This is a genomic window from Actinospica durhamensis (assembly GCF_018139695.1).
Classification (GTDB): Bacteria; Actinomycetota; Actinomycetes; order Streptomycetales; family Catenulisporaceae; genus Actinospica; species Actinospica durhamensis.
The window spans coordinates 12,580-32,544 of record NZ_JAGSOG010000081.1 but is presented as its reverse complement, the minus strand read 5'-3'; the positions used below and the strand labels follow the sequence as shown (position 1 = coordinate 32,544).

The window sequence follows — 19,965 nt, the reverse complement described above, 5'->3', positions numbered from 1 at the left end:
GGATGCCTTCTCGAACTGAACGGATAAGGGCCTAGAGAACCTCTATTCTTCCAGGTCAGAAGGCATCTCGTGTCACCGGGGTCACCCCAGGGCGGGCATCGAAGCATTACCCATCAGTGGATTCAGGTTGAGCCGCCGCATGGTGAGGCGGTCGTCTTCGGTGAAGCCTCATGGGGCACGCCGATGTATGACGACATCGTGGATGTCCGGGAGGCACGCCGTGAGATCGAGAGGATCGATGCCGTGGCGCTCTCGGAAGATGAAACACGCGCACTACTGGATAAGCGAATCGAAGAGACGAGGGAAGAATGAAGCGCGACTGGGGTAAGTCGTCGTTCTCGAACGGCGCTCAGAACTGCGTTGAGGCCCGGGAGTTGCCGAACGGCTGCGTGCAGGTGCGGCACTCGAAGGACCCGGACGTCGTTCTGATGGAGTTCACGCCGGGTGAGTGGACGGCGTTCACGGCAGGTGTCCGCAATGGTGAGTTCGACCTGGAGCCGTCCGAGTGAGGTGAGCTGAACGTGAGCCATCGGAGTGAGGTGAGCTGATACGCGTGGATCTAAGAGCGCTAGTCTTCCCTGCGCGGCGACCCCGGGCCCTTGGCCCGGGGTTTTCTGCTGTTCTGGACTAGTGAGGGCTGGTCCGATGGGTGATCGGGGGCCGCGTGCCGGCCGAACCGCGGCGCCCCGAGCCCAGGTCAACGCCACCATGGGGCGCCGCTGTTCGGCCTGCCCAGCTGGCCCTACCGGACACGCGGGGGGTAGGGGTGCGCGGAGTGTCCCGGGGGTGGGAGCACTCCGCGCGTGGGGTCGTGCCTAGTAGCGCCAGACGGTTTCCCACTCGATGGTCGGGTCCGCGACGGTGTATTCGGTCTCGGTCATCAGCAGACGTCCGGATCGGATGGTGCGCGTGCCGATGGCTACCGCGTTCACGGTGGTGCCGGGCTTGATCCCGAGTTCTTGGCGGATGTCGGGGGTGGGCGCGGGGATGGTGCGGGTGCGCTGGGCGGTTTCCAGTCGTCCGTAGTGCGCGGTAAACGCGTCAATGATCTTGTCGCGTTCGCCGTACGGGTCGGGCCTGGTTTCAAGATCGTAGATGGCTGCGCTCGGGATGATCCGGACCGTGTGGGCGCGTGCCCGGGTGCTGATGTACTCGGCGGCCTGCCTGAGCGTGAGCAGGTTCGAGCCCTTGCGCACATCGAACAGCTCGGCCACGACGGCGTTCGCCTCGCCCCGGCTCGGCTGGGCGGGAGCGATGGGGCGCAGGTGGGCGAACGGGTCCTCAGGGGTGCGAGTGAGCAGGTGGGCGGGCGCGGTGTTGCACAGCCGGGAGCCGACCCCGATCTCTGTGATGATCATGCCGTCGTCGCGCATCTGCTGGAGCGCGGTGCGTACCACGTGTTGCCCGGCGCTGAACTGCTCCATCAGGGACCTGATGCCGGGTAGCAGTTCGCCGGGCTTGTAAGTCGCGCTCAGGGCGGCAATCAGCTCATTGACGGCCCTGCTGGTTTTGGCCTGGCGGGCTCCGCTGTCGGCCATGTCACCTCTTCCGGGCTCAGTGGCCGATCCCACCCGGCCATTCCGCCTAGGGTAGCGCGAGTGTGCCAGTCCCGGAACTGGGGCGATGGTAAAACGCGTTGCGCGTTTCTACACACTGCGCTTAGTGTGTAGGAACCGGGGCAGCCCGCTGGGGGCTCCCCGATTCACAGGAGTTTGTGAAATGCGTGCGTACCAAGTCAATCTCAACGCTGGCGGGTCTTACCGCCACCACCGCCGCGCTGGCGGTCGTGCTCTCGGCCTGCGGCGGCGGTAGCCGGGTCTCGCCGATCTCGGGCGCCACGTCCTCGGCGGTGGTCGTCCAGGCGGGGCAGGGTGCCCGGCTGTCGGCGGTCGTTTCGGGTACGGACCTGTGGAACTGGGTCCCGAGCAACCTCTACCCGTCGGATATCTACCAGGTCCCTGACACGCAGTACTCGACGGCGAATCAGACGGCGGCGGTGACCAAGTACTCGCTGTCTACCGAGTCGTGCGGTGATCTGCTCTCCTCGGCCGGTGGGCCGGGGTACGGGGAAGTGGCCTACATCTACGATGAGGGCGCGAACCAGGCTCAGACGCAGGTGTACGCGTATGGCGCGTATGTGTTCGCCTCGGCGGACCAGGCCTCGGCCTACGTGAAGGAGTTGGCGGCCAAGTTCGCCTCCTGCGCGTCGTTCTCGATGAGCGCGAACGGCGCGACCCTGAACGTGACCATGTCGCTCGGGGATCACGCCGAGGCGGCGGGGGTGAGCGCGGCGGACACGGCGGCGGACCTGCGGGAGAAGGTCGCCGTGAACGGCAAGACGGTGATGGGTGACCTGCTGCTCGCCGCTGACGGAAACGTGGTGGTGCTCGAAGAGCGCTCGGGCGGCAACGGGGTTCTGCCCACGGCGGTGGACCTGTCGAAGGTCGCTGACGCCATGTTCGCGGCGTTCGCGCAGGGCGAGGCCTCGGGCTCGTCCGGCTCCTCGGGTGCGGGGGGCGCGTCGTCGGCCCCTGACACAGGGGTCTCGCCGGATGCGACCGGCCTTGTGAGCGCGGTCGGGGGTGGGGCGCGGTGACGCTGCGGGCTATCCCGATCGATCAGACGAAACTCGAACTGTTCCTGTGCGCGTCGGCTCCGGCCGTGCGTGCGGACCCGACCACGGGCGAGATCCGGACGGACCGGATCAGCGGCGAGCCCATCTTCCTGGTCGGCATCCTGGTCAAGGTCGTCGGCGACCGGCGGGCGTACGTGCTCGATGTGCAGGTGCCCGGGGAACCGGCGGGCCTGCATGAGGGCGCTCCTGTGGTCATGACCGATCTGGAGGCCGCGCCGTGGGAGCGCGACGGGCGGTCGGGTGTGACCTACCGGGCGAAGTCGATCACCCCGGGTTCGGTGCCTGCGGCTTCGCCGCCGGTCGCCGCGACGGCGGCTGAGGCCTCGGCCACGGGCCGTGCGCCCGGTAGGTCCGGTGGTGGCTCGTGACCGCGAGTGATGACCTGGCGGTCAAGCTCAACGGGCTGACCGGCATGGCGGAAGGCCTCGGGCGGGTGATCTACACCCTGGATGCGGAGATCCCCCTCTACGGGCTCGGCTCGGTCCTGCTCTCCCTCGCCTCGATCGCGGAGCTGGTGCGTGTGAATGCGCTGGAAACGTGGTCGGCGGCGCTGGAGGTGTCCGGGGAGGCGGAGATGGCGGCGGGTCTTCCGCGCCGTGAGCTGGTGGCGTACGTCAGCACGCTGCTAGGGCTCGGAAGCGTCGCCGGCCGTAGCGAAGCGGAGGCCGTCCAAGCTGACGTGCCCGGACGCAGGGTGATGCTGGAACTCGACGGCGACGCCGCACAGCTCCTGCGTGACCTGATCGAGGTCGCGGACCAGTCGGACGCTGCGGTGACTCAGGTCGCCGGGTCCGAGTCGGAGACGGCGATGGCGGCGGCAACGCTGGGTGCGCTGACCGGGGCGGCGACGCTGCGGGATGCGGCTTCGGCGCTGTACGTCGCGCTCACGGAGCCGGGAGGGGTGGGGTAAGTGCACGCACTGACCAACCCTGGAACCTGGTTCCTGGTGGCGGTCACGGTGTGGCTCGCGGCGGGGGTGGTGCTTCAGCACCGCTCCCCCGTGGGGCACTGGTACCTGGTGGGGTACCCCGTGACCTGGGCCCGGATCAAGTGGACCTGGCGGCCTCTGGCGATCGAGCGCAATCTGAGCCTGTCGCGTACGGGTGGGCGGGCGATGGTCGGTGACCTGATGGTCCGTGGCCAGGACATGCGTCCGGTGGTGCCGCGCATCTGGATCTCGCGTCCGCGCCGTGACGGACTGACGGTGCGTATCAGGATGCTGCCGGGCCAGACTCCGGAGCAGTATGCGCAGGCCTCCGAGGCGATCATGCATGCGTGGCGTGTCCAACAGGTCCGGGTGACCTCGCCTTCGCGCGGCATCGTGGTCATCACGGCGATGACGACGGATCCGCTCGCGGGTGTGATCACGCGTGATCCGGCGGCCGGTCCGGTGCCTGCGGACAACACGGGTGACCGGCCGGTGTTGGCGCTGCTGGTCGGGATCACCGAGGCAGGCAAGTCGTGGATCATGAATCTGCGGCTGGTGCCGCATTGGCTGATCATCGGCGCTACCCGCTCCGGTAAGAGCACCCTGATTCACGCGATGGTGACCAGGTTGGCGCCGCATGCGGTGGCGCTGGTCGGAGTGGATCTTAAGGGTGGACTAGAGCTGAGCGTTTACGCTCCGAGGCTGTCCGGCCTGGCGACCACGCGGGAAGAGGCGGCGGAGGTCTTCTCCGCGCTGCTGGATGAGGTCATGGACCGGATGAACACGTGCCGGGTGGCAGGGGTCCGGGCCGTGTGGGAGCTTCCTTACCCGGTGGTCCCGATCATCATCCTGATTGACGAGATTGCGGAGCTGTTCCTGCTGACCAATCCGAAGGATCGGGAAGAGATCGCGCTCAGGGATCGCGTGGTCACGACGTTGTTGCGCCTGGCCCAGCTCGGCGCGGCGCTGGATGTGCATGTGATCGCGGGCGGTCAGCGTTTCGGCTCCGAGCTGGGTCCGTTGGCGACGGCGTTGCGGGCGGGGCTTAGCGGCCGGATCTGCATGCATGTCAACGATCCCGAGTCGGCGGTGATGGTGCTGGGCGACGTGTGGCCGGAGGCCGTGAGTCAGGCTCAGCGGATCACGGCGTCGGAGCGGGGCGTGGCGGTGACGGCGGACGGGCTCGGGTCGTGGACGCGGGCGCGTGCGACGTTGACGAATCCGGCGGAAGCGGCTGCGGCGGCGCGGTTGCACGCGTCGCTTACTCCGGTGTTGGCGGGGATTGCGCGGCCTGAGGTTGTGGGCGGGGGTGGGGGCGAGTGAGCGTGATCGGGATGCCGGTGCTGTTGATTCTGTTCCTGCTGTGCTGGCAGTTCTTGAGCTCGCGCCGTCTCGGCTGGTGGGAGGCGATCATCTTCACGCTGTTTGGCTTCTATCTGGCTACGAGCATGTTCGCGCACCTGGTGAGCTCGCTCGTCTCCTCGTTCGCGGCGCTGGTGGGGGGTGGCGGCCGGTGACCGATTGGGATCCGCGCTGGCTGGTGGGCCTGCGGCTGTCGGAGCAGGACCGGAATGCGCCGCGCCTGTGCGGGCGGTGCGGCGGTCTCGGTAGGACGCGCAACCTGCTCACGCGGCACTGGCGCGATTGCCGGGCATGCCACGGGACGGGCGGCGCGGTGGATGACGAGCGGGCTTGGTGGAGGGGGGCGAGATGAGTCGGAAGAATGCGCGGCGGCGGCGTCAGTGCCCGACGTGCCAGGGCCGGGGCCGGGTGTGGCACCGGGGGCACCGTAAGAGGTGCCATGCGTGCACGTGGCACCGGTATCAGGAGAAGTAGGCAGCACACGAACGCGGGGGCCCGGTCTACACGGCCGGGCCCCCGCCCGTTTGAACGGGAGGCGGAATGCGTGAGCGGGTTGGTAGTGGAAGGTTCGAGGTCGGAGACGGCGGCCGGCGCAACCGCGGCGCCCCGGCCACGGCGTGAGCTGCGCTTTAGCCGACGCGCCGCGATTGGGCCGGCGGGCGGCGACGTGGCGGGCACCCGTGCGGTAGGGCCGTGCGGCTGGTCCTGGCGGTGGGCGGCGTGAGCGGCTTCGAGATCTCGGGGTTCGGGCCGGAGTTCCGGGAGTGGGTGCGCGCGCTCGAACGGCTCGGCTGCGTCTCGCCCGTGCTGCTCATGGGCCACACGATCACGCGGGACGCGCGGACCGGTGAGACGGTGCACGCGTTCCGCTCGGCAGATCTCCCGTTCGGCGTGCTGATGCTGCCCTGCAACAACAGGCGCGAACAGATCTGCCTGCCGTGCTCGCTGCTGCACAACGGCGACAGCTTCCAGATCGTCAGAAGCGGGATCGTCGGCGGCAAGGGCGTACCGGCGGACGTGGGTACGCACCCGCGCGCGTTCGTCACCGTGACCGCACCGTCCTTCGGGCCGGTGCACCGTGAGGGCGCGTTGTGCAGGCCTCGGCGGGATAAGCCGGTGTGTCCGCGCGGCCGGGCGCTGTCGTGCCTGGCGCTGCATGTGCCCGGTGATCCGCTGGTCGGCGCGCCGCTGTGCGTCGAGTGCTACCGGTATGCCGATCAAGTCGTGTGGAACGCGTCGGCGGGCGGGCTGTGGTGGCGGTATGTCAGGGCGCTGGGTCGTGAGCTGTTCCGGGCGGCCGGGCTGCCTGTCACTGACAAGGCGGTACGCGAGACATTGCGGGTGTCGTATGCGCGGGTGGCGGAGTTTCAGCGGCGCGGGGTGGTGCATTTCCACGCGGTGGTGCGGGTGGACGGTCCAGACGGCGGGGCGGATGAACCCCCGGCGTGGGTGACGGGCGCGCTGCTGGTGCAGGCGGCGCAAGCGGCCGGGCCGCGCGTGTTCATGGACGTGCCGGGGGAAACCGGCCCGGTGCGCATCGGGCTCGGGGCGCAACTGGACGCGCAGGAGATCGGGGCCGGGGGTATCAGCGATCAGGCGGCGGCGTCCTACCTGGCGAAGTACGTGACGAAAGACGACGGGCGGGCGCTGGTGCTGGCCTCTCCGCTGCGTTCGGAAGCGTGGATCGATCAGGCGCCGCGCGGGGTGCTGACCGCGCATGCCCGCACCCTGATGCACACCGCGTGGCGGCTCGGGGGACGCGACGATTTCGGCACCCTGCGGCTTCGTCAGTGGGCGCACCAACTCGGGTTCCGGGGCAACGTGGTGACCAAGAGCCGCGCCTACTCGACCACCTACGGCGCGCTGCGCGGAGAGCGCCAGGAGTTCCGGCGGGCGGCGGCGGGGGTGGTGCTGCCGGATGAGGTCGTGACCGAGAGTTCTTGGCGGTTCGTGAGCAAGGGGCTTTCTCCGCGTCTAGCGGAGATCGCGGCCGGGGTCGCCGAGGATGTGGCGATGCGCAAGGGGCAGCGGCCGAGCTGGATTCCGGACGATGAGCCCTGACCCGCGCACGCCTGCCGATCGGCGGACACGGCTTGTCGCCGCTGCGGACGGCGGTGCGCTGGGGGCCAACCGCGCGCAGTAGAGCCCCGCCGGGGACGCTATCGCGCGCAAATGATCAAGCTCGGGCCTCGGCGTTCAGGGTTTTCGGGGCTGGGTCCGCAGGGCTCGGCCGGTCGCTGGCCGGCGCAACCGCGGGGCCCCGGGCCGGTCGGTGGTGGGTGGTGCGCCCCGCTGTTGTGCCGGTGGGCGGCCTGCCGAGCAAGCGCGGCCCGGACACGCGCGCCCGGCCTGGCCGCTGGTCTTGTCGCCGGGCTTGCCCGGCCAGGCTGGGGGCCAACCGCGTGCAGTTGAGCCCCGCCGGGGACGTTATCGCGCGCAAACGATCATCAGCGGGCCGGATCCTTTTCGAAAGATCCGGCCCGCTGGCGCGTGCCCGGTTAGGAAATCAGTTCCAGAATCCTGGTCGGCTGCTCGGGGTCGGACAGTCCGGCGGCCTGCTCGGCGGCGCTGGGGATCGGGAAGGCGTCGGCGGTCTGCTCGTCGTCGGCTTCGGTGGCGGCCTGCTCGGCGGCCACGCGCGCGAAGTATTCGGCTTCGGCCTGCATGTCGCGCTGGTACGCCTCCCACGTCTCGATTCGAGCATCGACGGCGGTGCGCTGGTCGATAAAGGTGAAGTCGAACCATTGGGCGCGGGGCTCGTTGCGGGTGTAGACATCGACGCGGAAGTTGTAGGCGGCCATCAGTTGGCGGCGCTCCACGTTCGTCGTACAGGCGTGCCACTCGTCGGCGACGGTGCGGCCGGTCGGTCGCCAGTAGAGGCGTGCTTGGCGCTGTGGAAGCTTCTTGAGCGCGGCGACCTCATGGGACAGGTTCCTGAAGGTGTCTTGGAACCACTCGCTAAGCTCGTCGGAGTCGTACAGTCCGGCCATCCGGTCGGTTTGAAGGCGGGCGATCGACTTGTTCAGCTCGGCAATCTTGGCTGTGGCGTCGGATCCAGTGTCAAACGCTTGCACAAAGAGCGGGATGCTTCCCAGCTCGGCAAGGAACTTGGCGATGGCAAGGGGCACAATGTCACCCTCTTTCGCGTAGACGCCTGTGGTGCACGTCTCGGCGCCCTTGAACCCCTTCATCCGGGCCTTGCACATGTACCCGTGGTCGTAGCTGCCATCTAGTCTCGCGTTGCCGCGCGTGTAGTAGAGCCTGTATCCGCACTCTCCGCAGTAGGCCAGACTCAGCAGCAGGTAATCGGCCTTCGGCGCACGGGCTCCGGAGTTGCGCCTGTTCTGCCTGGCCTCCGGGCCGTACTTCGCGACCAGCGCTTCATACTTCGAGTAGCTCCAGAGCGGTTCAGCAATGACAAGCGGCTTGCCGTCCGAGCCAAGTCCGGCTACGCCGTCCACCACGTAGTAACCCATGGTTGCGGGGCTGGTCAGAATCCTGATCAGGGATGTCGAGGTCCAGTGCCCGCCCTTGGGGGCCTTGCCGCGCCGCACGCGCCGCCAGTCGTCAGAGGTCATGAAGCCTGTGACCGACAGGCGCCGGGCCTCCGACGTCGGGGTGACCTGGTTGTCCTCGTCGGCAAGCAAGCGGTCTGCGACGTCTTCCAAGACGTCGCGCATGACGTCGTCGAAATCGATGCTCTCGACGGCGAGTGTAAGCGGGTTGTGAACGTAGTAGTAGGGGAAGAGTACGCGCCCGGTCTTCCGGCCGATCTCGCGCTGGTGGATCCGGGTATCGGCGGCCCGTTCCTGGATGCTGCTAAGCTCGAGATCCGCAACGAGGGCTTGCACGTTGAACATGCGGCGCTCGCTCGGCTTGCCGAGATCCCACACGCCATGGCCACGGGTGACGATCGACTTTTTGGCCTTGTGCAGGAACTTCGCCGTACCCGTGGTGTCCGGCAGGCTCCGGCCGATGCGATCAACGGCCGACGCCACGATTCCGTCATAGGGCCCGTTCTCGTTGTTCAGCCACGGGCCCAGCCCCTTGCGGTCGAACGGATCCGTTGCGCCGGACACGTCCAAATCAACGGCCCACCCGATAATGTGACCCCCATGCCGTTCTGCTTCCTCCTCGTTGAAAGACTCCTGCTTCTCCGGGCTATCCGACGTGTCCTTCGTCGAAGACTGACGGATCATCCCCACCCAGCACTTACCGCACCCGTCGTACGGCGTCTTATTGAGCTTGAGTCCAAGCTCCGCGTAGCCGTCCATAGAAACCATGGTCCTCGCCCTTCCACCTGCCGCGACAGTGGTTATTGGGCTCGTTCCGTGCGATCAATGGTGATCGCCTGCGCGCTGGCGGCCATCGGCACCGCTGCGGGGGCCGGCGCCGCCCAGGCGTCCACCGCCGCACCGGGGCACGGCACCGCGGCCGCCTCGGCGCACCGGGGGCAGCCGGTGGAGCCGAAGTACGACTACTACCTCGCTCTGGGCGACTCGCTGGCGTGGGGATACCAGCCGAACTCGACCGGCGCCGGGATCAAGTCAGGGCACGGCTACGCCGACGACCTGGCCGCCTTCCTGCGCTCTCACGACGACCGGCAGCTGCGGTACGTCAACCTCTCCTGCCCGGGCGAGAACACCGGCACCATGATCAACGGCGACTGCCCCGATCTCGCGGGCAGCGGCCAGACCTACACCACGCAGCTCGCCGCCGCCGTGGCGTTCCTCAAGGCGCACCCGCACGCGCGCATCCTGGTCACCCTCGACATCGGCGCCAACAACGTCGACGGCTGCCTCTCGGCCAGCGGGATCAGCGAATCCTGCGTCGAGGAGGGGCTGACCGCCGCGGCCGGTGACGTGCCGACGATCCTGGCCCAGCTCAAGGCCGCCGCCGGCAAGCACGTCACGATCCTCGGCATGAACTACTACGACCCCTTCCTCGCCGAATGGCTGACCGGCGCGGCCGGCCAGGCCCTCGCGCAGGAGTCGGTCGGCCTTTCCACCACCTTCAACGGCATCCTCGACTCGGCGTACGCCGCGTACGGCGTCGAGGTCGCCGACGTCGCGAGCGCCTTCAAGACGTCCGACTTCACCGACACGACCAGCCTGGACGGGCTGACCGTGCCGGTCAACGTCGCGGACATCTGCACCTGGACCTGGATGTGCGCCCCGGCCCCGGTCGGACCGAACATCCACGCCACCAACACCGGCTACGCGGTGATCGCCGACACGTTCGAGAGCCTGCTTCGGGCTCAGCGTCGGGGCTGAGTCGGCCACGGCTGTCTGTGGGCCTCGGTTCTGGCCGTGCTTCGGCCGGAACCGGGGTCCTCTTTTTGTCGCCTTCTCCATCATCGGCCTGGGCGTCGCGTTACAGTGCTCGAAGAGGCTGTGAGCGTCGGTAGGCGCTGTCGGGTGGGGGTGTTTGGGTGTCAGAGCTGGATGTTGTGGCGGGCGAGGTCGCTCCTCTGGTGATTCAGGCGGTCCGGGCGTACGGCACAGGAGTGCTGGATCGTGCCCAGGACGCGGCGGAAGATGCGACCACCGGACTGGCTCGTCATGTGTGGGCGCTGATCCGGGGAAGGGCGCACAGGCCGGCGGGCTTGGATGCGGCGGTCGCCGATCTCGCCGACGCGCCGGACGATGCCGACAATGCACAATTGCTCCTGCTGCAGGTCCGCAAGGTCCTGGCCGGTGATCCCAGACTGCTGCACGAGGTCGGCGGGCTGCTGGGCGGCGCGCGGTCCGTGACGGCATCCGGAGCCGGCGCGGTCGCCGTCGGCGGGGATCAGACGATCACGTCGGGGACCGGGGGCTTGTCGGCCGGGGTGATCAACGGTCCGGCCGTCGTGATGCCGGGCCCTTCGGTGCCGGATCCGGAGTAGCACCGGCCGGATCCGGTGAGGCGCCCGACGGTTCGGTCCACCTGGGTGCGGCGGCCGGGCGGGATGTGCTGCTCGGTGGCGGCGGCCCGAGTATCGGCACCGTGCACACGCTCAACTTTCAGTCGCGGCAGGAAGCAACGCAGTCTTCCGCCGTCGTCGGTGAAGAACAGCGGGTGGTGTTCCTCGGTCCTCGCCCGGGCGGGCTGGTAGGGCGCGATGCGTTTCTGGCGGCCCTTCAGAAAGAGCTTGATCACGCACCCGTGGCGCCCCGGGTGCGCGTGTTGTGTGGAACGGGCGGTGTCGGAAAGACCAGCCTGACCGTGGAATACGGGTACCGCAGCGCGCACAGGTATCAGGTGATCTGGCGGATCAACGCCGAACGCCGTAGCTCCTGGGACGCACAACTCGGGGAACTGGCCAAAGCGCTGGGCATCTCGGAGGGCGGCGAGGACGCCCGCATACGCGTGCACCAGTACCTTGCGCGGATGCAGGCGCGTTGGCTGCTGATCCTGGACAACGTCATCGGCTCCGAAGCACTCGACCAACTCATCCCGAACGCGGGCCCCGGGGACGTGCTGATCACCTCACAGCAGCAGACTTGGCGCGCCGGATGGGCGATGGGAGTACCGCTCCTGGACCGCGCGACCGCGGTGGATTTCCTCCTGTCGGCCACAGCCGACAGAGATGCACGCGCCGCGGGCCGCCTGGCGGACGAACTCGGACTGTTGCCGCTGGCCCTCACCCAGGCGACCGGATTCCTGCGCTCCACCGGCTGGCTGATCGGTGACTATCTACAGCTGCTGGAGACCGACCGAGTTCGGCTCCTGGCCCGCGCGACACCGGGCGGCCAGGCCGTGGCCGGGGCCTGGACAGCGGCCATCGAACGGCTGACGAAAGACAACCCGGGCGCCGTCACACTGTTGCAACTGCTGGCTTTCCTCGCGCCGGACTCGATACCGGTAACCCAGTTGCTCCCGCAGGCTGACGCTCTGCCGAAAGGCATACCGCACGAGATCGCCCGCAGGCTCCGAGCAATAGCCAGCGACCGCTTCGCGCAAGCGGAGGCTGTGAGCGGCCTCGCCGAATACCACCTGGTCACACCCCTCGGCGCCGGCACTGCCTCAATACACCGACTCGTCCAAGCCATCACCAGCGACACCATGACCCGAGACGAAAAGGACGCCTGGCGACACACGGCCCGCCTCCTCATCAACGCCGCCATGCCTAACGAACCGACAGACATAGCCCTTGCCCGCGGACAGATTGCGCTGCTACTCCCCCACCACGAACACCTCCTCGGCCCCGAACACCCCGACACTCTCGCTATCCGCCACACCCACGCCAGGTGGGTCGGGGAAGCCGGCGATCCCGCCACCGCCCGCGAACTACTCGCCGCGCTCCTGCCCATACACGAACGCGTCCTCGGACCCGAACACCCCGAAACTCTCGCTATCCAGAACAACCACGCCGGGTGGGTTGGGAAAGCAGGCGACCCCGCCACCGCCCGCGACCTACTCGCCGCAAACCTGCCCATACGCGTACGCGTCCTCGGACCCGAACACCCCGGCACACTGACCGGCCGCCACAACCACGCCTACTGGATCGGGGAAGCCGGCGACCCCACGACCGCCCGCGACCTACTTGCCGCAATCCTGCCCATACGCGTACGCGTCCTCGGACCCGAACACCCCGGCACACTGGCCGTCCGCCACAACCATGCCCACTGGATCGGGGAAGCCGGCGACCCCGCCGCTGCCCGCGACCTACTCGCCGCGCTCCTGCCCATACGCGAACGCATTCTGGGGCCCGAACACCCTGACACTCTCGCCACCCGCAACAACTACGCCAGGTGGGTCGGGAAAGCAGGCGACCCCGCTACCGCCCGCGACCTACTCGCCGCGCTCCTGCCCATACGCGAACGCGTCCTCGGACCCGAACACCCCCACACCCTCAGCACCCGCGACCCGCTCGGCCATTGGATTGGCGAGGCCGGCGACCGCAGGGCTGCCCGCGACCTACTCGCCGCGCTCCTGCCCCTACGCGAACATGTCCTCGGACCCGAGCACCCCAACACCCTGAACACACGGAACGCATTGGCCTTCTGGACAGGGGAAGCAGGCGACCCCGCCACCGCCCGCGACCTACTCGCCGCGCTCCTGCCCGTACGCGAACGCGTCCTCGGACCCGAACACCCCGACACCCTCGCTACACGCCACCGCTTCGCCTGGTCGACCGGGCAGGCTGGAGACCACACCGTCGCACGCGACATGCTCGCCGCGCTCCTACCCGCATACGAACGCATCCTCGGACCCGAACACCCCGACACCCTCGATACCCACGACAGCCTCGCCTCCTGGACAGGAGCGGCGGGAGATCCCGCCGCCGCACGCGACATGTTCGCCGCGCTCCTACCCGCACACGAACGCATCCTCGGACCCGAACACCCCAAAACCCTCGCCACAAGCCACAACCTCGCCTGGTCGACCGGGCGGGCGGGAGATCCCGCCGCCGCACGCGACATGCTCGCCGCGCTCCTACCTGCGTACGAACGCATCCTCGGACCCGAACACCCCGACACCCTCGATACCCGCGACAGCCTCGCCTTCTGGACAGGAGCGGCGGGAGATCCCGCCGCCGCACGCGACATGTTCGCCGCGCTCCTGCCCGCATACGAACGCATCCTCGGACCCGAACACCCCGAAACCCGCGCCACACGTGACCGCCTCGCCTCATGGATAAAGAGGGCCGATCAGCACAGAGGCTAAGTGCAGCTTGAAGGCGAACCGAGGGCTCACCGGGGAGGGGCAATGGACTTCGAGGCAATGTCTGATCCCCGGGCAGTAGATGCGGCCGAGACAGCATGGGCCTCAACTCCGGTTGCCTTCCGGTCAGAACCGAGGCCCTCTTTTCGCGCGCTTCCCCCTCATCGGTCTGGGCGTCGCGTTACAGTGCTCGAAGAAGCTGTGAGCGTCGGTGGATGCTGTTGGGTGGGGGTGTTCGAGTGGCAGAGCTGGACGTGGTGGCGGGCGAGGTCGCTCCGCTGGTGATTCAAACAGTCCGGGCATATGGCACAGGCGTACTGGATCGTGCGCAGGACGCAACGGGGGACGTCACCGTCGGGCTGGCTCGTCGGTCGTGGGCGCTGATCCGAGGGCGCGCACACCGACCAGCGGGCCTGGACCTCGCGCTCGCCGATCTCGCCGATGCGCCGGACGATGCCGACAACGCGCAGTTGCTGCTGCTGCAGATCCGCAAGGTCCTGACCGGTGACCCCGAACTGCTGCGCGAGGTCGGCGGGCTGTTGGGCAGGGAGCGGTCCGTGACGGCATCCGGAGTCGGCGCGATGGCGGTCGGCGGGGATTCGACGATCAGATCCGGGCCCGCCGGGCTGTCGGCCGGGGTGATCAACGGCCCGGCCGTAGTGATGCCGGGCCCTACGTTGCCGGATCCGGAGTAGCGCCGGCCGGATCCGGTGAGGTGCCCCACCACTTGACCAGCCTGGGTGCGGCGGCCGGGCGCGACGTCGTGCTCGGTGGTGGCGGCCCGAACATACGCACGGTAAACAATCTGTTTTATCCGCGCGAAGAACAGCGTCCACAGTCCTCTGACGAAGCAGGCTCGGCTCGACGGAAAGTGGTGTCCCTCGGTTCTCACTTCGGCGGGTTCGTCGGGCGTGATGCGTTACTGGCGCATTTGCGTGAGGTCTTCGATCAGGAACCGGTGGCGCCGCGCGGACGCGTGCTGTGCGGGACGGGTGGAGTCGGCAAGACCAGCCTCGCAGTGGAGTACGGGTATCGCAACGCTCATCAGTATCGGGTGATCTGGCGGATCAACGCCGAACGCCAGAGCTCCTGGGATGCCCAATTCGGGGAGCTCGCCAAGGCACTCGGAGTCCCAGAGAGCAGCGACAATGCGTACGAACGTGTGGAAGCGCATTTGGGGCGGATGGACGGCCGATGGTTACTCATCCTGGACAACATCACCGATTCCACCGCCGCGGACATACTGATGCCACGTGCAGGGCATGGGGACGTCATCATCACCTCGCAACAACTGACCTGGCCCGACGGTTGGGCGGTCAGCGTTCCGATGCTGGACCGCACGACGGCCATCGGCTTGCTGTTGGCGAACACCAAGGACCAGGATGAGCACGCGGCGGGCCAATTGGCTGATGAACTCGGATCGCTACCGCTAGCACTGGCGCAGGCGGCCGGCTTCCTGCGTTCGACCGGCTGGCCGGTCACCGCGTACCTCAGCTTGCTCAAGACCGATCGTATCCGCATGCTCGCCCGAACGACGCCTGGTGGAAAGGCCGTGGCCGGAGCCTGGACTGCCGCGATCGAACGCCTGGCGTTTGACAACCCGAGCGCCGTCACCCTGCTCCGCCTCTTTGCCTTCCTCGCCCCAGACGCCATACCCGTCACTCGACTGCTGCCACCGGAGACGAGGCTCTGGTCCGGTACGCCTCCCAAAATCGCAGGACAACTCCGGGTCGTCATCCACGACCGCTTGGCGCAGGCTGAGGCACTGAGCGGATTGACCGAGTACCACTTGATCACTCCCACCGAGGTCGGCATCGTCTCCGTCCATCGCCTGATTCAGGCGATCACCCGCGACGCCATGCCCCAGGACGAGCAGGATGCCTGGCGGCGTACAGCCGCGTTCCTCGTGAGCACCGCGCTCGCTCACAAGCCCAACGACGCCATCAGTGCGCGTGATCAGTGCGCCATCATGCTCACCCACCAGGAACACATCCAAGGCCCCGACCATCCCCACACCCTCTCCACACGCCACAACCTCGCCCAATGGACCGGGCGAGCCGGCGACACCATCAGCGCTCGGGACATGCTCACCGCACTCTTGCCAGACCGCGAACGCATCCTTGGGCCCGAACACCCGCACACCCTCGCGACACGCCAGGGCCTCGCTCAATGGACCGGGGAAGCCGGCGACAGCACGAGTGCTCGGGAGATGTACGCCACGCTCGTGCCGGCCTTCGAGCGCACCCAAGGCCCTGAGCACCCGAAAACCCTGGCCACACGGCACAATCTCGCTCAGTGGACTGGACGAGTCGGCAACACCGTGGGCGCCCGCGACATGCTCGCCGTACTGCTACCGGTATGTGTACGTGTCCTCGGCTCAGAACACCCCAGCGCTCTGACCACGCGCCACAACCTCGCTCAGTGGACCGGGGAAGCCGGGGACCCTGCCACTGCGCGCGACATGTACGCCGCACTTCTGCCGGAGCGCGAGGACGCCCTCGGACGTGAACACCCCGATACCCTCGCCACACGCAGCAACTTCGCCTGGTGGACCGGGAACGCCGGCGACCCGATCGCTGCACGCGACATGTACTCCACGCTCCTGCTCGACTACGAGCGCATCCTCGGACCGGAACATCCCCATGCCATCGCTGCCCGCAGCAACCTCGCTTGGTGGGCACAGGAAACCGGAGCCGACTTGGGTGGCCTGTAGCAGCTTCGTCAATTCCCAACTACCGTGCCAGCGACCGTTGCGGCCGGCCTGCCAAGATCTGCTGCTATGACGGATGACGAGGATGACAATCCCCTCGCCGGCCTGGACGATGTGCCCTGGGCCGAACTGCATCACTCTTACGGCATGGCCGACGATGTTCCCGGGCATCTGCGAGCGATGCAGGCAGGGGTTTCGGACGGCCGTTACCCGCCGGACGCGCAGCTCGCGAACCACATCGTTCATCAGGGCACGCGCTCGCAAGCCGCGCCGTACACGGTTCCGTTCCTCGCGCGGATGGCACTCGACCCGAGCTTGGCGAATCGGCATCGACTCGTCGAACTACTGATCGCCATCGCGATCGGGCTCGACAACAACTACCTGCCGAACGGATACGACCCTGGGGAAGACCGGGCCCGATCGGAGGGCCTACGCGGCGAAGCCGACGACGGCGCGCGCTGGATCGCCGAAGCAGCAGATGATGAGCAGCGCCAACAGCGTGAGGCGAGTTGTGAACAGCTGCTCGTCGACGCTGAAGCGGTCGTGCGTTCGTACAGTGCCGTCCAAGTGGCGCTTCCCGCGCTCGTGGTCCTCCTCGGCTCGGGCAAGCCAGAGCTCCGCGCCGCGACGGCGAACCTGCTGGCCTGGTTCCCCGACTTTGCGGCGACGTCGATCCCGCTCTTGAAGGCGTTCGTTGCCGATGAAGCCTCCCCCGGCGCCGCAGCTACGGGACTCGTCGCCCTCGGCCTCCTTGGCGAGCCGGCCACAATCCCCTTCATCCGGCGATACCTCGACAACCCGGTGAGTGAGTTGCGTTGGGCATCCGCCTTCGCGCTGACGCGGTTCGGCATCGCCGATCGGGTCGTTATCGACGTACTGACGGAGGTGGTAGCCCGGCCGCCCGAGAAGGCGGAAACAATGTCGTTTCTGAGCGGTTCCTACATCAGCCTCGCGACAATGGCTCTCGCCGAAACCCCCGTGGCCACGACGCTGCGAACAGTCGACGCAGTGCTCAGCGGCCTTGCCCAGTGCAAGGGCGTCGAAGGGTTTTACGATAGGTACTACGCTTCGGACAGGCTGTTCTCGCTGGTCTTCCCAGGCGAGCCGGCCGAGCCGCCACAGTCCTTCGGCGATTTGAGCGAGGTACAGCAACGCATAGTCACGTTCGTCGCCGATCACGAGGGCTCCACCTGGTCATACGGCGGAATGGAAGCATTGCGTCGCTGGAATGTGCCGACCAGATGGCCCGATCTGCGCGCCTTTGCCCTGGTCGACGTTGCGCAGGAGCCTGAACCTCCCGCACCGACTCGGCGCTCGTCGTGAGCGAGCGCTTCACGGCCGCAGCCGCAGCGAAACAGGCACCAGGTCCGGCATGGACGACCGCAGTAGACCCCGGCCGGACCGAACATCCACGCGATCAACACCGGCTACGCGGTTATCGCCGACACGTTCGAGACGCTGATCCAGCCCCGACACCGGCACTGAGCCCGGCGTTCGCGGACGATCGAGGGCCGGGGCTCAAGCCCTGGCCCTCTTTCCATGCGCCGCGACCGACGGGTTTCCGGCTCTGATGCAACCTTTCGCCTCCCCGCAGCATTCGGTATGCATGAATCTCCAACCGAGTGACCCGCGCCTGCCGCCGTTCCCACCGAGGCGGTGCCGATGAGCCGGAGCACACGCGAGGATGAGACCTACACGGAATACGTCACGGCGAAGGTCCCGTGGCTGCGCCGGATAGCGTTCCTGCTGTGCCAGGACTGGCATCGCGCGGACGACCTCGTGCAGAGCTCCATCGCGAAGCTCTACGTGAACTGGGACCGGGCCTGCCGACTGCAGAGCCTGGACGGCTACGTCCGCGCGATCGTGGTCAACACCTTCCTCGCCGAGCAGCGTTCGCCGTGGTGGAAGCGAGTCGTGCTCTACCGGGAACATGAGCAGGTTTCCGTGGTCGCGGACCGTTCGCGGACCGACTCCGACGCGGCGATCGACCTTCGCCGCGCGCTGGCGTTGCTGCCGGCCCGCCAGCGGGCGGCCATCGTGCTGCGTTACTACTGCGAACTCTCGATCGAGGAGAGCGCCGAAGCGTTGGCCTGCTCCCCGGGGAACATCAAGAGCCAGACGTCTCGCGGACTAGCCGGCCTGCGCCGCATGCTCGGCGAGGAGTACGTCGCCAACCGGACCTCCACCCTGGGCGCCATCACCGAACCCGCCGGCCGCACCCCGCCCGAAGACGGATCGAGCCTCTCCGAGATCTCCGCCCATGTTCGTACGGAAATCATCCGCCGCTGATCTAAGGATTCCGCATCATGTCTTTCGATTCCGTCCTGCACGACCATCTGACCGAACTCGCCGACGAGGCGGCCCCGCCGTGCTCCGTCGTCGTGGGCGAGGGCATCGCCGCCGGCCGCCGGAAGGCCAACCATCGCCTCGCGGCCGGGATCGGGGGCGGCGCCCTGGCGGTCACGGCCGCGGCAGCGATCGGCGTACCCGCGCTCCTGGGCACCGGCGCGGCTCCCACCGCCAAGGGAAACACGGGCGGGGTTCTCCCGGCCGCCAGCTCCACCCCCGCTACCGTCGGCACGAAGCTCACCGGCGGCACCGACCCGCTGAGCGTGACGGCCGAGTTCGGCTGGCTCCCGGCCGCATTGACCACCGTGAGCGCCCAGGCCGACCCGCAACAGCCCGGAACCACCCTGTACGCGACGACCGCGGACCTCTCCACGAGTGTCGAGCTCACCGTCCTGCCGGCCGGGGCTCACGTGCCGGCAACGCACTTCAAGGGCGGAATCCTCGCACCGCACACCTCGGCCCCGTCGGTCAACGGCCATACCGCGTACTGGACGTTCGTGCCGGGGAGCTCCGAGGCGGCCGCCGACGGCTCGGTCGACCTCGTCTGGGAGTACAAGCCGAATGCCTGGGCCACCTTGGAATTGGACTCCGTCGACGACACCGGCACGGACGTCATCTCCACCGTGTACAAGATCACCGATTCGATCACCTTCGGCAGCCCGGTAGCCAAGCCGCTGCCGTTCCAGCTCTCCTCGCCGCTCGATCTTCCGGTGACCGACGCGGAATCAAGCCACTCCACGTCCGCCCCGACCGGTAACGGGTGGCTGACGTTCGGCGCACCTGGGGCGAAGAGCCCAGGCAGCGGAACACTGACGATCCTGACGGCCCCGGCCGGCACGCTCATCCCGAAGCAGAGCGGCCTCTACGGGTCCGATCAGAGCCTCCCTGGGCCCACTCAAACGTCCGCCACCGTCGGGGATCAGCAGGCTCTACAGTCCGTGACCCCGACGGGTACGACGCGGACCTCCATCACCGTGGACGGCCACCAAGCGCAACTGCTCACGACCCGGGGCGCCGCACAACTGATCGTCCTCGACGTGAACGGCCAGGACCTCGAGCTCAGCGCCGATGGCCCCGAGTTGAACACGATCAACGCCGCTGGAGGCCTCGTCGCCTACTACCACACGATCACGTGGCTCGGCTCGAACCTGGCGAACTGGTCGACCAGCGTCCTTAACTGATCTCGTGATCTCGTGATCTCGTGATCTCAGGGTCGCCCGTATCCGGATTGGTGGTGGCATCAGGGTGAGCCTCGGCGGCCGCGTACGGTTGCCGGGGCTCGCCCTTCCGCTCTTCTGGCGGCGATCGAGAGTCCGACAGTCGCTCGGGCCG

The 19,965-nt window shown here is 67.9% G+C and carries 18 protein-coding genes; 16 read left to right on the top strand and 2 right to left on the bottom strand.

The genetic code is table 11. From position 1 onward, the window contains the following. Positions 1-69 precede the first annotated feature (69 nt). Both KDL01_RS47080 and KDL01_RS17505 read left to right on the top strand, forming a co-directional pair. A complete protein-coding gene (locus KDL01_RS47080; RefSeq protein ID WP_368861587.1) occupies positions 70-312 on the top strand; it encodes a Scr1 family TA system antitoxin-like transcriptional regulator in 243 nt (80 codons plus the stop codon). After that, on the top strand, positions 309-509 hold the full coding sequence (locus KDL01_RS17505; RefSeq protein WP_212529589.1) for a DUF397 domain-containing protein: 201 nt from the start codon (positions 309-311) through the stop codon (positions 507-509). Before KDL01_RS47080 ends, KDL01_RS17505 begins: the two co-directional genes overlap by 4 nt. A gap of 306 nt (positions 510-815) precedes the next feature. Here the strand turns inward: KDL01_RS17505 and KDL01_RS17500 are convergent, their stop codons facing one another. After that, positions 816-1,538 carry a GntR family transcriptional regulator gene (locus KDL01_RS17500; protein ID WP_212529588.1) on the bottom strand — a complete coding sequence of 241 codons (723 nt, stop codon included), beginning with the start codon at positions 1,536-1,538 and terminating at the stop codon, positions 816-818. Between the two features lie 185 nt (positions 1,539-1,723). Here KDL01_RS17500 and KDL01_RS17495 point away from each other — a divergent pair, with 185 nt between their 5' ends. From KDL01_RS17495 to KDL01_RS17470, 6 genes are all read left to right on the top strand, one after another. Beyond that, complete coding sequence (locus tag KDL01_RS17495) at positions 1,724-2,596, top strand: sensor domain-containing protein (protein ID WP_212529587.1); 873 nt, start codon at positions 1,724-1,726, stop codon at positions 2,594-2,596. Then, complete coding sequence (locus tag KDL01_RS17490) at positions 2,593-3,003, top strand: SCO3933 family regulatory protein (RefSeq protein WP_212529586.1); 411 nt, start codon at positions 2,593-2,595, stop codon at positions 3,001-3,003. The genes KDL01_RS17495 and KDL01_RS17490 overlap by 4 nt, the downstream gene beginning before the upstream one ends. Next, complete coding sequence (locus KDL01_RS17485; RefSeq protein WP_212529585.1) at positions 3,000-3,545, top strand: hypothetical protein; 546 nt, start codon at positions 3,000-3,002, stop codon at positions 3,543-3,545. The genes KDL01_RS17490 and KDL01_RS17485 overlap by 4 nt, the downstream gene beginning before the upstream one ends. Next, the gene (locus KDL01_RS17480) at positions 3,546-4,886 is read left to right on the top strand and encodes an FtsK/SpoIIIE domain-containing protein (RefSeq protein WP_212529584.1); all 1,341 of its coding nucleotides are present in this window, start codon (positions 3,546-3,548) and stop codon (positions 4,884-4,886) included. It begins immediately after the preceding gene. Continuing rightward, positions 4,883-5,080, top strand: coding sequence for a hypothetical protein (locus KDL01_RS17475; protein ID WP_212529583.1), 198 nt, complete (start codon positions 4,883-4,885; stop codon positions 5,078-5,080). Before KDL01_RS17480 ends, KDL01_RS17475 begins: the two co-directional genes overlap by 4 nt. A 565-nt stretch (positions 5,081-5,645) precedes the next feature. Then, positions 5,646-6,986, top strand: coding sequence for a replication initiator (locus tag KDL01_RS17470; RefSeq protein ID WP_212529582.1), 1,341 nt, complete (start codon positions 5,646-5,648; stop codon positions 6,984-6,986). Between the two features lie 437 nt (positions 6,987-7,423). Here KDL01_RS17470 and KDL01_RS17465 read toward each other — a convergent pair whose 3' ends face one another. Next, positions 7,424-9,199: a recombinase family protein gene (locus tag KDL01_RS17465; protein WP_212529581.1), complete on the bottom strand. Its 1,776-nt coding sequence runs from the start codon at positions 9,197-9,199 to the stop codon at positions 7,424-7,426. 66 nt (positions 9,200-9,265) lie between these two features. On the opposite strand from KDL01_RS17465, the gene KDL01_RS17460 reads away from it, so the two are divergent. The 8 genes from KDL01_RS17460 to KDL01_RS17425 all read left to right on the top strand — a co-directional run bounded on the left by KDL01_RS17460 (position 9,266) and on the right by KDL01_RS17425 (position 19,814). Beyond that, the gene (locus tag KDL01_RS17460) at positions 9,266-10,198 is read left to right on the top strand and encodes an SGNH/GDSL hydrolase family protein (RefSeq protein WP_246576565.1); all 933 of its coding nucleotides are present in this window, start codon (positions 9,266-9,268) and stop codon (positions 10,196-10,198) included. A 158-nt stretch (positions 10,199-10,356) separates the two neighbouring features. Continuing rightward, on the top strand, positions 10,357-10,812 hold the full coding sequence (locus KDL01_RS17455; RefSeq protein WP_212529579.1) for a hypothetical protein: 456 nt from the start codon (positions 10,357-10,359) through the stop codon (positions 10,810-10,812). 101 nt (positions 10,813-10,913) lie between these two features. Next, positions 10,914-13,577, top strand: coding sequence for a tetratricopeptide repeat protein (locus KDL01_RS45265; RefSeq protein ID WP_212529578.1), 2,664 nt, complete (start codon positions 10,914-10,916; stop codon positions 13,575-13,577). 236 nt (positions 13,578-13,813) lie between these two features. Beyond that, complete coding sequence (locus tag KDL01_RS17445; protein ID WP_212529577.1) at positions 13,814-14,269, top strand: hypothetical protein; 456 nt, start codon at positions 13,814-13,816, stop codon at positions 14,267-14,269. Between the two features lie 32 nt (positions 14,270-14,301). Continuing rightward, the gene (locus KDL01_RS17440) at positions 14,302-16,287 is read left to right on the top strand and encodes a tetratricopeptide repeat protein (RefSeq protein ID WP_212529576.1); all 1,986 of its coding nucleotides are present in this window, start codon (positions 14,302-14,304) and stop codon (positions 16,285-16,287) included. A 66-nt stretch (positions 16,288-16,353) separates the two neighbouring features. After that, positions 16,354-17,607: a HEAT repeat domain-containing protein gene (locus KDL01_RS17435; protein WP_212529575.1), complete on the top strand. Its 1,254-nt coding sequence runs from the start codon at positions 16,354-16,356 to the stop codon at positions 17,605-17,607. 339 nt (positions 17,608-17,946) lie between these two features. Next, positions 17,947-18,573, top strand: coding sequence for a SigE family RNA polymerase sigma factor (locus KDL01_RS17430; RefSeq protein WP_212529574.1), 627 nt, complete (start codon positions 17,947-17,949; stop codon positions 18,571-18,573). A gap of 17 nt (positions 18,574-18,590) precedes the next feature. After that, entirely contained in the window at positions 18,591-19,814 is a 1,224-nt protein-coding gene (locus KDL01_RS17425; RefSeq protein WP_212529573.1) for a hypothetical protein, read from the top strand. The last annotated feature ends 151 nt before the right edge of the window (positions 19,815-19,965 follow it).

Coding starts and splice junctions, on each gene's coding strand:
- KDL01_RS17505 (WP_212529589.1), top strand. CDS start 309: ATGAAGCGCGACTGGGGTAAGTCGTCGTTCTCGAACGGCGCTCAGAAC.
- KDL01_RS17500 (WP_212529588.1), bottom strand. CDS start 1,538: ATGGCCGACAGCGGAGCCCGCCAGGCCAAAACCAGCAGGGCCGTCAAT.
- KDL01_RS17465 (WP_212529581.1), bottom strand. CDS start 9,199: ATGGACGGCTACGCGGAGCTTGGACTCAAGCTCAATAAGACGCCGTAC.
- KDL01_RS17460 (WP_246576565.1), top strand. CDS start 9,266: ATGGTGATCGCCTGCGCGCTGGCGGCCATCGGCACCGCTGCGGGGGCC.
- KDL01_RS17435 (WP_212529575.1), top strand. CDS start 16,354: ATGACGGATGACGAGGATGACAATCCCCTCGCCGGCCTGGACGATGTG.
- KDL01_RS17430 (WP_212529574.1), top strand. CDS start 17,947: ATGAGCCGGAGCACACGCGAGGATGAGACCTACACGGAATACGTCACG.
- KDL01_RS17425 (WP_212529573.1), top strand. CDS start 18,591: ATGTCTTTCGATTCCGTCCTGCACGACCATCTGACCGAACTCGCCGAC.